Below are 14549 nucleotides of genomic sequence, written 5' to 3'. Positions count from 1 at the left end.
CGACGAATTCCGCTTCTGGGACAGTCTTAGACGGAAGTAGTCGCGCATATTTTCATATACTCGGGTTGGTGGCCACCGCGGCTACCCCCGTTGATACGCTTAAACGACACCCTCGCTAGGAGGCGACATGGACGGCATCTTCAACTGGATCGAACGACTGATCGACGGTTCGCTTCTCGCGGGCGGGATCTTCTTGATCATCGGCGTCATCGGGGCGATCCTGCTGCTCATTTCGCTGCTGCTTGACGGCATCTTCGACGCCTTCGACTTTGGTGACGGCCCGCTCAGTCTCACCTCGATCGCCGCGTTCACGGCGATCTTTGGTTTCACCGCCTTCGCGAGTGTGGGGGCGGGCACCCCCACCCCCGTAGCCGCAGTGCTGGGGTCGCTCGCCGGGCTCCTGGGAGGGGCCGCGGCATGGTGGTTGTCGAAGCTGATACGCGGCGCCGAGTCAACTACCGCCGTGAGCGAAGACGAACTGGTCGGCAAAACCGCGTCAGTGGTACTCGCCATTCCAGAGGGCGGGCTTGGCGAGGTTGCGCTCACGCGCCACGGCGAGCGGGTTTCGCTCGCGGCCTCGTCTGCCGCTCCGGTCGCGCGCGGTGCTGCAGTGCGCATTGTGCAGGTGATCACATCAACGTCGGTGCGAGTCGAAGCAGACACCACCGAGCAGACCGAACAGACTGAACCGCCAGAGCCTGGCACACCGTAGTTCCACCGCAACACCGAAACGGAGAATACATGTTCCTCGCAAGCCCGGCGATTGTCGGCATATTTGGCGCGGTGATCGCGCTTGTGCTCGTGGCGCTCGTCATCATCAAGCGCTACCGCATCGCAAAGCCCGACGAGGCGATCATCGTCACCGGCGGCAAGGGTAAGGAGGTGGTTGACGCGGCGGGCAACCGTTCGCGTGACCTCTCGGGCCAAAAGGTAGTGACGGGCGGCGGCGTATTCGTCGTCCCGTTTGTACAGAAGTCGTTCTCGATTTCGCTGCGCTCGCGCAGGCTGTCGATCACCACCGAGGCGCAGACTACCGATGGCATCACCATGCAGGCGCAGGCCGTCGCGGTCGTGAAGGTCGGTGGGTCGCAAGAGATGATCCGGGCGGCAGCCCAGCGCTTCCTCTCAAACTCAGACGAGATTGACGAATCGACGCAAGAGGTGCTCTCGGGTTCACTGCGTTCGATCATCGGTGGCCTCACCGTGCTGCAGATCATTCGAGATCGCGCCGTTGTCGCGCAGAGCGTGCTCGAAGCGGCAGAGGAAGCGCTCACCAAGCAGGGCCTCGTCGTTGATACGCTGCAGATTCAAGAGATTCGCGATGGCGCAGACTACATCGCCAACATCGGTCGCCCCGAGGCAGCGAAGGTGCGCCAGGAAGCCGATATCGCCGAAACGAACGCCTACCAGGCGTCGCAGGAAGCGAAGATCGCTGCTGAAAAGGTGCTGCTTGATCGCAATCGCGAACTAAAGCTGCGCCAGGCCGAGATCCAGGTCGAGACCGATAAGGCCAACGCGCAGGCGGGGGCGGCCGAGCCGCTCGAGCAGGCGATCCAGCAGCAGGCGATCGTCGAGCAGCAGCAGATTACCGCGCAGCGAGAGGTCGCGCTGCGCACCGAGCAGCTGAACGCCGATGTGCGTGCGGTTGCAGAGGCCGAGGCCTACAAGGTCGAGGCGCTCGCGAAGGCAGACGCTGCCGCTGCAATCTCGGCTGCCGAGGGCCGTTCGCAGGCGATCGAGCGTGAGGGCCTCGCAAATCGTGCGGCTCGTATCGCTGCCTCTGAAGCGCTCGAGGCCGAGGGCCGCGCAGAGGCTGCCGCACTCGAGGCAAAGGGTACAGCCGAGGCGGCCGCGATCGACGCTCGTGCACGGGCGCTCGAGACGCAGTCTGAGGCGGTGCTCGCGCAAGAGCTGATTCACCTGCTGCCCTCGATCGCCACCGAGTACGCGCGCGCGATCGGTGCAATCGACAACATGACTGTTGTCTCTGCTGACGGCGCTTCAAAGGTCGCGGGCGACGCGATGGGCAACATCAAGGGCTTGCTCGAAATGGCCAAAGACACGGTTGGTATCGACCTCGTCGGCATGCTGAACGGCGTGGCCGGCGGCGCGGCGGCCGGTGCAGCAGCGGGCCGAGCGTCGCGCGGCGACGACCCGATTGCGCCCGAGGCTGGTCTCCAGGCTCGCTCTGTCGGTTCAGAAGCGGGCATCGCCTCAGCCCCGGAGGCTGACGCTGAGACAGAACCCAGCGACGACGCAGCAGAATAAGAGGTATGGCACAGCGCAGGCACCTTTCGGTGACGGCGGAGGTCGAGCGCGCGCTCGGTCCTCCGCCGCCTCAGCTTGCCGAACCCGAAGCTGTGGTGCTGCGCGTGCGACCTCACGGCCGCAGGCTGCTGCTACCCGTCGTGCTGGTCGCGGCTGTTGCGGCGGCGACCGGCTATTGGGTAGGCACGCTGCCCGCTGCCTGGATGAACACGCTCGCGGGCATCGGTGCGGTTGTGCTCGTGCTGCTCGTGGGGCTGCTGCCGCTGCTGTCGTGGCTCACCCATCGCACCACCGTCACCTCGCGTCGCGTGATCGTGCGCAGCGGCCTCTTTGTGCGGCACCGATCAGAGGTGCCGTTGAGTCGCGTGCGTGAAGTGCGCACCCGACGTGGCCCGATGCAGCGACTCTGGGGGTCGAGTGACATCGTGCTGCTGGTGGGCAACGAAAGCGTGATGGTGCGCGACGTGCCCGGTGCAGCGGTGGTAGCAGAAGCGCTGCAAGACCTGATGGAACGCAATTATGCGCACGCAACGCGCACGCAGGGGTTCTTTGGAGTGTAGGAAGCTCGCCCGATTTGGAATAGTGTGTACATCAGGTGTAGTGTTTGCCTGTTTAGCCGTCGTCGATTAAGCGCCCACGATTCTCGTTATTACAGACTCGTGCGGCGCTTTTTTGTGCGCGTTTCGTTCATGGAATTGGGGAGTGCAATCGTGTTGTTCACACATCACGCGGGAGTGAAGAGGGTGCGCACAGCCGTACTCGCGGTAGTCACCGCCCTCGCTGTCGCGTTTACCGGTTTGGTGGGAGCCGTCCCCGCCGCATTTGCGGCGACGCCGGGCCTCTCATCGACGCTGTCATTCAATGGAAATCCGGTAGAGGGCAATGCGCCGGTGCTTACCCCGGGTGACGTACTCACCCTGTCCACGCAGTACAGCAGCGAACTGCGCCCGGGCAGCGTCGCGGTCTTTGAGGTGAGCGACAACCTGGTGGTAACTGGCGTACCCAAGGGGAACTCGGCCATCAAGAGTATCTCGCAGGACGGCAACACAGTAACGATCACGTTCAATGACACGATCAATGTCGACCAAGGCATATTCGACTTGCAGCTCACGGTTGCAGAAACCACGAAGAGTGAAATGACCAAGGTTTCTTGGACACTCGACGGCGATACCACCGAGCTTGACGTCATCATTAAAGCTAAGAACGACGAGTTCGCCAACGTGACAGATGCTGTTTCGAAGGGTGTTGACACCAAAAACCTGAACGGGTTCGTGGTTGTGACAAATGGCGTCGTGACGCTCAAAGACGACGTGCTGAACAAGGTCATCAATTACTCCCTCAATGTTGACTCAGCAACCGCACGCTCGGGCTTTGTAATCTCTGACCAGCTACCAACGGGGCTCTCGTACGTGGCTGGCAGTTTCAATGAATCACTCACAACGTGGGACGCCGACGGCATGAACCGCACGGTGACTTCATCACCGATCGTCCCCGCGATCACAGGCAATTCGTTCAGATACACGCGCGACCTTGCAGCGCCCTCAAAGCTGAAGATTAGCTATAGCGTGAAGATTACTGACGCAACCGCGAAGCAGGCTATCGAGAAGCTGCTGCAGCAGGCACACGATGACCGCAAGGGCGTGCCCGGAGCGTTCAGCACTTCGCTCACCAACACCGCCAAGTTCGGTGAGGTGACCAAGACGGCTACAGTGACGGTGGGCGGCAGCATCGCTGGCGCGACCCCCGGCAACGGTTTCTCGAAGAGCGCCAACTGGCAGCACCAGGAAGTGCGCGCAGACGCAGATGGAAATCTGCTCACCCCCGCACCGATTACTTACACCTTCAAGGCCGATTTGCGCCAGTGGGACGACCGCAATGAACACTTCACGCTCACGCGCAACGTGGTCATCGAAGATCGCCTCGTCGCGGGTGCAACCTGGCTGACCGACGATGCAGAGTTCGTAACGGTGGCAGGCGCGGGCCTCACGCTCGACGGGCTCGCTAGTTGTGGTTCTGCCGGTGACTTTGCAACTGACGCATACGTCGGCAAGTACTGCATTGACGGCCAGAAGCTGCTCATCAACGTGGGTAAGCATAAAGACACGAACGCACAGATTAAGGTGAAGGCACAGCTCAACTCTGTCGCCGCGCTGAAGCCGGTCGGCGGCCAGACCGCCGTGCTTGATGCACAGGCATACGAGTTTCGTAACGTCGCGTCGTATCACTGGAAGCTTGGTAGCGATCCGCTCACCTCGGGTTACAGCTCTTACCCGATCGTGCTGCCCGAAACCGACGACGGCCTGAACGATTCGAAGACCTTCGCGAAGACGGGCAAGCTCGAAGACGCGACGATCGAGGTTGGCGATCGAGTGAACGCGCGCTACGATTTTGCGCTGGCCGCAGGCAAAAAGATTGACCTGCGCACGAGCAAGCTTGTCGACTATGTAGATACGACAATCTTTGATCTCTCTGACCTGTCATTGCTGAAACTTGAGGGCACCTACGACGGCCAGAAGCTTGACAAGTCACACTTCGACATGAGTCAAGATGGCGAAGGTAACGTTGTCATCGAGCTGAGCGATGCAGGCAAAGCACTTGTCACAAGCCGTGGCGTAGACAAACGTTTCACTGCAGCGCTCCACCTGCAGACCTACCCGTTTGAGGGCAAGGAAAGTCACACGCTCAAGAACCGGGCGACGCTGTTTGGTGCGAACGATGAGCCGCTCTACTGGAGCGAGACGAGCGCCGAGTCGACCTCGTACGGTGATGAGGCTGAGGTGCGCAAGCGCGTCTACGACGCCACGGCACAAGACTGGGTCGAGACGGTCCCCGCGCAGCTCGACGCTGCAGGCAACCTGATTAACGACGTGTACACCTACCGCGTAGAGTTCATTCCGCACGGTAGCTTCAACCGCGTCACGATTACCGACGTGAACGATGTGCTGCCAGCACAGACTGAGTTTCTTGGCTTCGTGAGCGAAGCCGACGCCGGTACTGGCGCAAACGCGTCCAACGGTCCGGTTGACCTCGAAGGAAACATTCAAGCTCGCTACGCAGATGGCGTTGTGCAGCTCGTGCAGAAGCAAGGTACGCGCCTCGAAGCTGGCAAGCCGATTGTCACGTATTTCTCGGTGAAGATCACCGACGCCACCGCACCGATCGTCAATAAGATCGGCACTAGTACGGCTACCATCGTGCCCGTCGCGACCTTCGATATCACGAAGACCGTCACCGGTGTGCAGTCCGACAACTCGGCAGTGCCGGCCTCTGTGCAGGTCGCGGCGGCCTGGGAGGTCGACGGTAAGCCTGCTTCGAAGCAGCTCAATGTGCCCACTGACGGCACGCCGCTCGCTTTTGGCGAGCAGCTGCCCCGCGGCACCGAGGTGACACTCACCGAGCAGAACCTCACCGACGCGAACGGCATCGCCTGGTCGGCCCCCGTTTGGAGCGGCACCGGCGTCGCGGTACGCGACAACGGTGCCGCCGTCGTCACTGTCGGCGAGACCGACGCTGCAGGCGTCTCGCTCGTCAACAATGCGGGCGCATCGGTCGCGAGCGTCATGATCGAGAAGCAGCTCGAGGGCGGCGCGGCCGATCTCGTGACGCTCGATGGCTACCAGGTCACGGCGAAGATCGATACGACCGCTCTGGGTGAAGACGCAGCTGCCCAGCCGGATCGCGTTGTCACCGTCAAGCCGGGCGAGGCGACCGAGCTCGGCAACCTGCCCGTCGGCGCGACGGTCAGCTTTAGCGAAGCGAAGCCGGTCGACACCGACCTGCTCACCTGGGCTGCACCGGTGATCTCACCCGAGAGCATCGTCGTTACCGAGGATCACTTCGTCACCGCACCGACCATCACGGTCACCAACTCGGTCGAGCGTACCGTCGGCACGTTCGACATTGTGAAGAGCGTGACCGGTGCAGAAGCCGGGAACCCGGCCGTACCCGATGCTGTCCAGGTGACGGCGACCTGGGATGGCGGAGAAAAGGTGCTCACCGTTCCGACCGACGGCACCCCCGTCGCGTTTGGCGAGCAGCTGCTCATTGGCACCGCGGTGACACTCACCGAGGCCCCGCTCGCCAACGGATCCGGCATCGCGTGGGCAGCTCCCGCCTGGTCAGGAACCGGCGTCGCGCTCACCGAATCAGGCGATGCGACCGTGACCATCGGTCGCGATGCCGACGCTCGCGTCGCGCTCGAGAACCACGCAGCGACCTCGACGGCAGGCATCAGCCTGATCAAGCAGATCGCCGGTGCGGCAGCGGCAGAGGTCGACGCGGCGACCGAGTTCACTGTGCGCGCATCGTGGGATCTCGGCGAGGGCGAGCAGCACACCGACCTGGTGATCAACGCCGCAGAGCCCACCGTGCTCGATGAGCAGCTGCCCGCGGGTACCGTCGTCACGCTCACCGAGCTCGAGCGCCCCGCAGTTGCGGGCGTCGAGTGGGGCGCGATCGCCTTCGCGGGCGAGCGCGTGACCGGCACCGCCGATGACGCGGCAGAGTTCGTCGTGTCGTCAGAAGACGGCACCGTTGACCTGATCACCGTGACGAACGAGGCGAACTGGGCGCCGGGCACCTTCAGCCTGGCGAAGAAGGTCGTGGGCGTGCCGCTCGACGACGCCGATGTTCCCGAGTCGGTCTCTGTGATGGCGACTTGGTTTGACGGCGAGGCAGAACAGTCGAAGAACATCGAGCTGCCGACCGACGGCACTCGCATGCCGTTTGGCGAGATGCTGCCCTACAACACCACGGTCGTACTGACCGAGGCGCCTCTGGCTGCTTCAGAGCGTTTCTCGTGGGCGACCCCCACCTGGAGCGAAGAGCAGGTCACCACAGCGGCTGGCGGCGTGGCAGAGCTCACGATTGGCGCTGCGCTCGACACCGAAGTGACGGTCACTAACGCGGCGACCGCCACGACGGGTAACCTGTCGATCACTAAGACGCTTGTCGGTGAGGGTGCTCTTGAGGTAGCCAAGGATGCGAAGTTCCCTGTCACCGCGACGTGGACCGACCTCGAGGGCAAGCAGCAGGAGCGCGAGCTCACGCTCACCGCCAACGAGGCCGCCGTCATCGACGGCGTCGCGTTTGGCACCGACGTGACGATCGTTGAGGGCAAGCTGCCCGACACCGGCGCCACGAAGTGGCAGTCGGCCGAGTGGACGAGCCTAGGCGAGTCCGCAACGGTCACGGCCGACGGCATTACCGCTGTCGTGCGCGTCACGGGCGAGGCCGGATCGACCGTAGCGCTCTCGCTTGCAAATGAGTACTCGAAGGCTCCCGTGGGCCAGCTGCCGAACGAAGAAGGAACCGGTGACGGCGAGAACTCGCCTGAGCAAGACGGTGGCCTCTCAGTCACGGGTGCAGCCGGCTTCGGCCTGCTTGCAGCGCTGGGTGCTGTGCTCGCGGCTGCTGGCGTGTGGCTACTGCTGCGCCGCCGCCGTAACGCATAGCCTCTAGGCGCTGACGCGCGAGGGCTGGTGATGACGGGAAGCCCGTTGTCACCAGCCCTCGCGCGTTTGTGTGTGGTGCGTTTCGCCCCGTCATCCCGCGCGGTGCGTTTCGCCCCGTCATCCTGCGCGGTGCGTTTCGCCCCGTCATCCTGCGCGTAGCGAGCTTGCGAGCGAAGACGCAGGATCAAGGCTGGAGGTGCGCACCTGCGCGAAGGCTACGTCGTGCGCTGAATCAGCACGTCGATGAGCTGGCCCGCCATGTTCACGAGCCGTGCGATCTCGTTCTCGTCGCGGTCGATCCAGCGACACTCGGGATCACCCACCGGTACAAAATTCTCATGCCGTTCCCACACCATTAACGTGCGTTCTGCCCCGAGCACATACTGCTGCCACCACACTTGGCGTAGGTAATGGCGGGGAATTGTGCGCCACTCCTTATTAGTGGTCTTAATCTCTGCGAGTTCGATGGCACCGTTTTCACGCTGCACAACGCCGTCGGGGGTTGCGAGATGTCGCACGTCGAGCTCAGAGTGAAACAGTGCATGGCTCGGCATGATGCCGTACCCCTGCTGCACCCACGCGGCGATCTCGGGCTCGCGTGCGCGTCCATGGTCAGTAAATGCGTTGCCCGCGAAGCCCGTACCAAAAAGTTTTGCCTGGGCGGCCGTCTCAATCGAGCGCGGCGTCGACAGTTTCGCAACGTCGGTCGCGGTGATGCCGCGGGACCGGGCGTGCATCCACGCTTCGTGATTGCTGCCGTCGGTGACAATGCGGTTGGTGAGCGCGGGGGCAGGAGAGAACACCCGTCCAGTCTGCCACGACACGAAGGCGCCCGGCTCACAGCCGCTCACAGCCGCTCGCAGTCGCTCGCAGGTGCCCAAGTCGCAGAGCAACTGTCGTCTCGCGCACGCGGTACCAGTTTGGAGAGGGTGCACGTGTTCAGCCCTTGTACAGTCGATAGGAGGAGTCTAAGAACATGAGTACCAATTCACTGACACGAGTCGATGGGGGAAAAGTTCGCGCGTTGGTGGTCGATGACGAAGAGTCGATCACCCAACTGGTTTCTATGGCATTGCGCTATGAGGGCTGGGAGGTGCAGACGGCCGCAAGCGGCCAAGACGCACTCGAAAAGATGCGCACTTTTGAACCTGACGTCGCGGTGCTCGACATTATGCTTCCTGACTTTGATGGCATGCAGCTGCTGTCGCGTATTCGCGGGGCGGGCGACATGTGCCCCGTTCTGTTTCTTACCGCTCTTGACTCGGTTGAAGACCGTGTCAATGGCCTGACCGCTGGCGGCGACGACTACGTCGTGAAGCCGTTTAGCCTCGAAGAGCTCATTGCTCGACTGCGCGGCCTTGTGCGCCGCTCGCAGATTACCCTCGCCGAGCGCCCTGATCCGGTGCTGCGCGTGGGAGACCTGACCCTGAACGAAGATAGCTATGACGTTGAGCGCGCTGGCGAGACGATCGTCGTCACCAACACCGAGTTCGAGCTATTGCGTTTCTTGATGCGCAACCCGGGGCGTGTGCTGTCTAAAGCTCAGATTCTTGACCGAGTGTGGGCGTACGACTTTAAAGGCAAGTCGACCGTGGTCGAGCTGTACATCTCGTACCTGCGCAAGAAGATTGACGCCGGGCGCGAGCCGATGCTGCACACCGTGCGCGGGGCAGGCTACATGCTCAAACCCGCCGGCTGACCCACAACCTACAAATCCATGCTATAGTTGTCTCTGGCCATAGACCGCCGGTAAGAATCGCAAGGTTCTCAGAACGTTCACGCAAGTGAAGACCAGCGCAGGTGCGAGACTCCTTGAGTGAGGGATCATCGATCCCGAGCAGATTGAAGCTCCGTGCGTGCGCGCCGGAGCTTTTTTGTTTTTGTGGGACTCCACGATGAAACTGCTTCGTGCGGCGCGGCCCCCGCTCGGCACTCGCCGAACGGGTACGACAAGCTAGGGAGCGCCATGGCTACAAAGGACGCTACGGTTGCCGATCTTCAGCGCAAGTTTGAAGAGTCGAGCGCCGTTCTGCTGACTGAGTACCGCGGTCTCACGGTTGCACAGATGCGCGATATCCGCATCAGCATCCGCGAGCACGCGACGTACGCCGTGGCGAAGAACACGCTAACCAAGATTGCGGCAAACAACGCCGGGATCACCGCATTTGATGACGAGCTCGCCGGTCCTTCGGCTCTCGCCTTCGTGCACGGTGACACCGTTGCGGTCGCAAAGGCACTGCGTGACTTCGCCAAGGCAAACCCTCTTCTGGTGGTGAAGGCGGGCTACTTCGATGGCAACGCCCTGACCGCTGCTGAGGTAGGCAAGCTTGCCGATCTCGAGAGCCGCGAGGTGCTGCTGGCCAAGGCCGCAGGCGTCATGCAGGCTGCTCTTGTCGGAGCTGCACAGCTCTTCGCTGCACTGCCCGCAAAGGCCGCTCGCGGCTTCGGCGCGCTGCAGGAGAAGCAGGACGCGTAAAGACTCGGCTCTTGCCGATCGGTACACAAAAATCCGCTCGCGGCGCGTAAGCGCCCGGGCAAACATCAAGGAGATACACAATGGCTAAGCTTTCGACTGAAGAGCTGCTCGCACAGTTCAAGGAGCTCACCCTCATCGAGCTCTCGGAGTTCGTCAAGGCGTTCGAGGAGACCTTCGACGTTTCGGCTGCTGCTCCCGTTGCAGTTGCTGCTGCACCTGCTGCTGCTGCTGAGGCTGCAGAAGAGAAGACCGAGTTCGACGTTGTCCTCGACACCGTTGGCGACAAGAAGATCCAGGTCATCAAGGTTGTTCGCGAGATCACCGGCCTGGGCCTGGGCGAGGCTAAGGCTCTCGTTGAGGAAGCACCCAAGAACGTCCTCGAGGGCGTCGGCAAGGATGCAGCTGAAGAAGCAAAGAAGAAGCTCGAAGAGGCAGGCGCAGGCGTCAAGCTCGCGTAAGTTTTTTCGCACTTTGCGAATTGGGGCGGGGTCACTTTCGAGTGGCCCCGCTCTTTTTTATAGGTTTTTTGCGTATGCTTGGCTGCGGCAGAAAGGAGCACCGTGGCCCTCTTAACACTCGTGCTCAGACATGCGAAACGATACTGGGTATTCATTGCGTGCGTCGTAGTGCTGCAGCTTGCGGCCACGATCGCAGCGCTCACACTGCCGAGCCTCAACGCAAAGATCATTGACGACGGCATCGCAAAGGGTGACACCGCCTTTATTTGGAACACGGGCGGCACCATGCTCATCGTGTCGCTCGCGCAGGTCATCTCCGCGGTCATCGCCGTCTATTTTGCGGCACGCTCCTCGATGGGCATTGGCCGCGACCTGCGCCGCGAAGTGTTTCAGAAGGTGTCCCAGCTATCGACGCTCGAAGCCACGAAGTTTGGCGCGGGCACCCTCATCACCCGCGGTACCAATGACGTGCAGCAGGTACAGATGCTGGTGCTCATGACTCTGAACTTCATGGTGACCGCGCCCATCATGGCGATCGGCGGCATCATTATGGCGCTGCGCGAAGATGCGGGCATGTCATGGCTCGTGTGGGCGTCGGTTTCGGTGCTCGCCGTGATCGTCAGTTTTCTCGTGTGGCTGCTACTACCGTTGTTTCGCAAGATGCAGCGGCGCGTCGACGACATTAATGGGGTGCTGCGCGAACAGATCATGGGCATCAGGGTGGTGCGCGCATTCGTGCGCGAGACCTTTGAAGAAGACCGCTATGAGGTCGCCAACCGGGGCATCACCGAGATTTCGGTGAGGGTTGGCAACGTGTTTGTGCTCATGTTCCCGGTGATCATGATGGTGCTGCATGTTGCGACCGCGGCGGTGCTGTGGTTTGGCGGCCATCGCGTCGATGCCGGTCAGGTCGAGGTGGGCGCGCTCACCGCGTTCTTGCAGTACCTGCTGCAAATTCTTATGGCCGTGATGATGGGCGTCTTCATGACTATGATGATTCCGCGCGCCGTTGTCTGCTCCGAGCGCATACGCGAACTGCTTGACACAGAGTCGACGCTCGCGTTCCCGTCGCAGGCCACGCACCCCACCCCTGAAAGCGGTCGCGTCGAATTCTCGGGCGTGACATTTGGGTTTCCTGGCGCCGAAGAGCCGGTCGTGCGAAACATTAGCTTCGTCGCTGAGCCCGGCCAGACGACCGCGATTATTGGCTCGACCGGCGCGGGTAAAACGGTGCTGCTGGGCCTGCTTCTGCGGCTCTACGACCCCCAGTTTGGTGCGATCACGGTCGACGGCGCCCCGCTGCACGATCTCACGCGCGAGCAGCTCGCGCACGTGATGACGCTCGTGCCGCAGCGGCCCTACCTGTTCTCGGGCACGATCGCCTCGAACCTCAGGTTCGGGCGTAGCGACGCGAGCGACGCCGATCTTTGGGAGGCGCTGCGCATCGCTCAGGCCGACGATTTTGTGCGCGAGAAGGAGCGGCAGCTCAACGAGCCCATCTCGCAGGGCGGCACGAGTGTGTCAGGCGGCCAGCGACAGCGGCTGCAGGTCGCGCGGGCGCTCGTGGCAAAGCCCCGAATCTATCTCTTCGATGACTCATTCTCGGCGCTCGACGTCGCGACCGATGCGCGCCTGCGACGGGCGCTACCCGGCGCGACCGCCGGCGCGACGGTCATCGTCGTCGCGCAGCGCGTCTCGACGATCGCGGGCGCCGATCAGATTCTCGTCATCGAAGAGGGCCGGATCGTGGGGCGCGGCTCTCACGCGGATCTGCTCGAAACAAACGAGGTGTATCGGGAGATCGTACACTCGCAGCTGTCTGAAGAGGAGGCGGCATAGTGTCTGAGAGCGACACCGGCGTAAGCACCGACACGGGCGAATTTGAGCTGCCCGACGACTACCAGCCAGACAATAACGACTGGGGCGGCCAGGCCGCGAAGAAGGCGAAGCATTTCTGGCCTGCGGCGAAACGACTCATGGGTCTCATCGCGCCCGAGAAATGGTTATTCTCATTCGTTGTACTGTTGGTGGCCGGGTCGGTGGTGCTCACGGTGCTCGCCCCCAAGGTGCTTGGGCAGGCCATGGACGTGATCTTCAACGGGATCCTCGGTAAGCAGCTACCCAAGGGGGTGCCGCTCGACACGCTCGTGGCGCAGGCCCGTGAGAAGGGCGACACTAAGTTCGCTGATGTGCTGGCCGGTGCCCAGGTTGTGCCGGGGGAGGGCATCGACTTTGGGCACCTGTCGCGGCTCATTCTCACGGTGCTGGCGCTGTACCTCGTCGCATCGTTTTTGATGTGGTGGCAGGGATACCTGCTCAATAAGCTCGTGATGCGCATCGTCTACAACCTGCGCCGTGAGATTGAAGAGAAAATCAACAGGCTGCCGCTCGGCTACTTCGACGGCCGCCAGCGTGGCGACGTGCTCTCGCGCGTCACCAACGACGTCGATAACATTCAACAGGCGCTGCAGCAGGCATTCTCGCAACTCGTCCAGTCGGTGCTCACCGTGGTGGGTATCGCCGCGATGATGTTCATCGTGTCGTGGCAGCTCGCGCTCATCGCGCTCATCGCGCTGCCGCTATCGGGCATCATCGCGGGTGTGGTGGGTGTGCGTGCGCAAAAACTGTTTGTGGCGCAGTGGAAGCATACGGGCGACCTAAACGGCCACATCGAAGAATCCTTCACGGGCCACGAGCTGGTGCGCATTTACAACCGCGACGACGAGATGGCGGCCGAGTTTGACCGCCGCAACCAGGGCCTCTTCGAAGCTTCATATAAGGCGCAGGCGCTGTCGGGCACGATTATGCCAGCAATGCAGTTTGTGCAGTACCTAAGCTACGTGTTGATCGCGGTGATCGGGGCACTCAGGGTCACGGCCGGGCAGATGACACTGGGCGATGTCACCGCGTTTATTCAGTACTCACGCGAGTTTTCGCAGCCCGTCGGCGAGATGGCGGGTATGGCGAACATGCTCCAGTCGGGCGTCGCATCGGCGGAGCGCACGTTCGAGCTGCTCGACGCGCACGAGCAAGAACCCGAAGAGGTGAGCGCCCACCTGCCTGAGCGCACGAACGGGCACGTCGTGTTCGAAAACGTCTCATTCAGTTACGACCCCGCCGAGCCGCTCATTGCAGACCTGTCGCTCGAGGCGAGCCCCGGCCACACCGTCGCCATCGTCGGGCCCACGGGAGCTGGCAAGACGACGCTCGTGAATCTCGTGATGAGGTTCTATGAGCTCGGCGGTGGGCGGATCCTGCTCGATGACGTAGACATTACGAGCCTCAGCCGGGCAGAGCTGCGTGGCCACGTGGGCATGGTGCTGCAAGATGCGTGGCTGTTTGACGGCACGATCCGAGAGAATATTCGGTACGGCAGGCTCGACGCGAGCGACGACGACGTGCTGGCAGCAGCGCAGGCGACGATGGTCGACCGGTTTGTGCGGCAGCTGCCAGACGGCTACGACACCGTGATTGCTGAGAACGGGCAGGCGCTGTCGGCGGGGGAGCGCCAGTTGCTCACGATCGCGCGCGCGTTCATCGCGAACCCGTCACTGCTGATTCTTGATGAGGCGACCTCGTCGGTTGACACGCGCACCGAGGTGCTCGTGCAGCAGGCGATGCGTGCGCTTCGGGCCGATCGGACATCGTTCGTGATCGCGCACCGCCTGTCGACGATTCGCGATGCCGACACGATCTTGATGATGCAGGCGGGCAGCATCGTCGAGCAGGGCACGCATGATGAGCTGATCGCGCGGGGCGGGCCGTACTGCGAGCTGTACCGTGCGCAGTTTGACGCCCCAAATTAATTCACAAAAGCGATACATGCACTGCGTGCAACTTGTAAGCTGTGTGTGGCGACAACGCCACACATGCCATTCATTGTTGAACGGGGGC

General features: G+C 62.2%; 10 protein-coding genes. 9 read left to right on the top strand and 1 reads right to left on the bottom strand.

The window, feature by feature from the left end:
- Positions 1 to 127 precede the first annotated feature (127 nt).
- The 4 genes from ACXR2W_RS05420 (at position 128) to ACXR2W_RS05405 (ending at position 7721) form a co-directional block, all read left to right on the top strand.
- Positions 128 to 712, top strand: coding sequence for an NfeD C-terminal domain-containing protein (locus ACXR2W_RS05420; protein ID WP_458812983.1), 585 nt, complete (start codon positions 128 to 130; stop codon positions 710 to 712).
- Positions 713 to 741: 29 nt separating this feature from the next.
- Positions 742 to 2268, top strand: a complete 1527-nt coding sequence (locus ACXR2W_RS05415; protein WP_458812981.1) for an SPFH domain-containing protein — start codon at positions 742 to 744, stop codon at positions 2266 to 2268.
- Positions 2269 to 2273: 5 nt separating this feature from the next.
- Positions 2274 to 2828, top strand: coding sequence for a PH domain-containing protein (locus ACXR2W_RS05410; RefSeq protein ID WP_458812979.1), 555 nt, complete (start codon positions 2274 to 2276; stop codon positions 2826 to 2828).
- A 183-nt stretch (positions 2829 to 3011) separates the two neighbouring features.
- Positions 3012 to 7721, top strand: a complete 4710-nt coding sequence (locus ACXR2W_RS05405; RefSeq protein WP_489948832.1) for a DUF5979 domain-containing protein — start codon at positions 3012 to 3014, stop codon at positions 7719 to 7721.
- Positions 7722 to 7936: 215 nt separating this feature from the next.
- Here the strand turns inward: ACXR2W_RS05405 and ACXR2W_RS05400 are convergent, their stop codons facing one another.
- Positions 7937 to 8524 (bottom strand): YqaJ viral recombinase family protein, encoded by a 588-nt coding sequence (locus ACXR2W_RS05400; protein ID WP_458812975.1) that lies wholly within the window; start codon positions 8522 to 8524, stop codon positions 7937 to 7939.
- 173 nt (positions 8525 to 8697) lie between these two features.
- Here ACXR2W_RS05400 and ACXR2W_RS05395 point away from each other — a divergent pair, with 173 nt between their 5' ends.
- The 5 genes from ACXR2W_RS05395 (at position 8698) to ACXR2W_RS05375 (ending at position 14461) form a co-directional block, all read left to right on the top strand.
- Positions 8698 to 9420, top strand: a complete 723-nt coding sequence (locus tag ACXR2W_RS05395) for a response regulator transcription factor (RefSeq protein WP_458812973.1) — start codon at positions 8698 to 8700, stop codon at positions 9418 to 9420.
- 267 nt (positions 9421 to 9687) lie between these two features.
- Positions 9688 to 10197, top strand: a complete 510-nt coding sequence (gene rplJ / locus ACXR2W_RS05390) for a 50S ribosomal protein L10 (RefSeq protein ID WP_458812971.1) — start codon at positions 9688 to 9690, stop codon at positions 10195 to 10197.
- 80 nt (positions 10198 to 10277) lie between these two features.
- Entirely contained in the window at positions 10278 to 10655 is a 378-nt protein-coding gene (gene rplL, locus ACXR2W_RS05385; RefSeq protein WP_458812969.1) for a 50S ribosomal protein L7/L12, read from the top strand.
- Between the two features lie 102 nt (positions 10656 to 10757).
- A complete protein-coding gene (locus ACXR2W_RS05380; RefSeq protein WP_458812967.1) occupies positions 10758 to 12494 on the top strand; it encodes an ABC transporter ATP-binding protein in 1737 nt (578 codons plus the stop codon).
- Positions 12494 to 14461, top strand: a complete 1968-nt coding sequence (locus tag ACXR2W_RS05375; RefSeq protein WP_458812965.1) for an ABC transporter ATP-binding protein — start codon at positions 12494 to 12496, stop codon at positions 14459 to 14461. Before ACXR2W_RS05380 ends, ACXR2W_RS05375 begins: the two co-directional genes overlap by 1 nt.
- Positions 14462 to 14549 lie beyond the last annotated feature (88 nt).

The sequence above is a fragment of the Leucobacter faecis genome, assembly GCF_054456695.2.
This window is presented reverse-complemented; position numbering and strand designations above follow the sequence as displayed.